The organism is Stenotrophomonas maltophilia, assembly GCF_013464915.1.
Classification (GTDB): Bacteria; Pseudomonadota; Gammaproteobacteria; order Xanthomonadales; family Xanthomonadaceae; genus Stenotrophomonas; species Stenotrophomonas maltophilia_AT.
Window position 1 is genome coordinate 1 of the sequence record NZ_RAVT01000101.1, and the last position, 791, is coordinate 791.

At 66.7% G+C, this 791-nt stretch carries 1 protein-coding gene; it reads right to left on the reverse strand.

Going from position 1 to position 791, the window contains the following annotated elements; all coding sequences use genetic code 11:
* Positions 1-791, reverse strand: a 791-nt coding sequence (locus D7T59_RS21110; RefSeq protein ID WP_180853542.1) for a hemagglutinin repeat-containing protein, incomplete at both ends; no start/stop codon positions are given.

Below are 791 nucleotides of genomic sequence, written 5' to 3' on the forward strand. Positions count from 1 at the left end.
GACAGCGCGCTGTCGGTATCAAAGCCGGTTGCGGTGCGATCGAGCCCGGCCAGTGCACTTTCATTGCCATCGCGCACCACCACTGTGCCGGCGGCAATGTCCGAGTGGGTGGTGCTGCTGTCGTTCTTCTTSGTGCCGCCCAGCAGGCTCAGCCCYGCKCCGGCCGCGCTCCCCAGCGGGTTGCTGATGCCGCCGCCGCTGCCCAACCCGGTGCCGATGCCGCCGCCACTGGTCTTGGCGCGCGATTCGTTCTCGATGTCGACAACGGTCAGGCTGCCGGTATCCAGGCGGTTCTTCGAGGCRTCRGCAGTGCTGCCGATCACGCCGCCTTCCAGGTGCGTGTTGCCGCCCACGGTGATGTYGAAGCCRCCGCTGCCGGCAACGATGCCGCTCTGTTCCTGCACGCTGCGCAGGTGGCTCTCGACCTTCTGCTGGCCGATGTTGACGGTGCCGCCGCTGCCGTACACGAAGGTGCCGCCAGCCTGGGTCTGCTTGCTGGCGTAGTCGTCGGTGTCCTGCTCGCTGATGATGGACAGGTTGCCGCCGATGCTGGCCACCACCTTGTCGCCGCTCAGCTGGGCACCCTGCAGCGTGGTGTCCTTGCCACTGATGACGGTCAGGTTGCGGTCGGCGTCCACCACGGTTTCAACATGCGTGGTGCCGTTGCCGCTGCCCTTGCCCTTGGCGGTGCTGGCCGACACGTACCAACCGGTCTGCGCGCCGATGCTGAAGCCGATCTCACCGCTGCCGCTCTTGTTCTTCGACGACTGCGTGTGGTCTTCCGCTTCGCT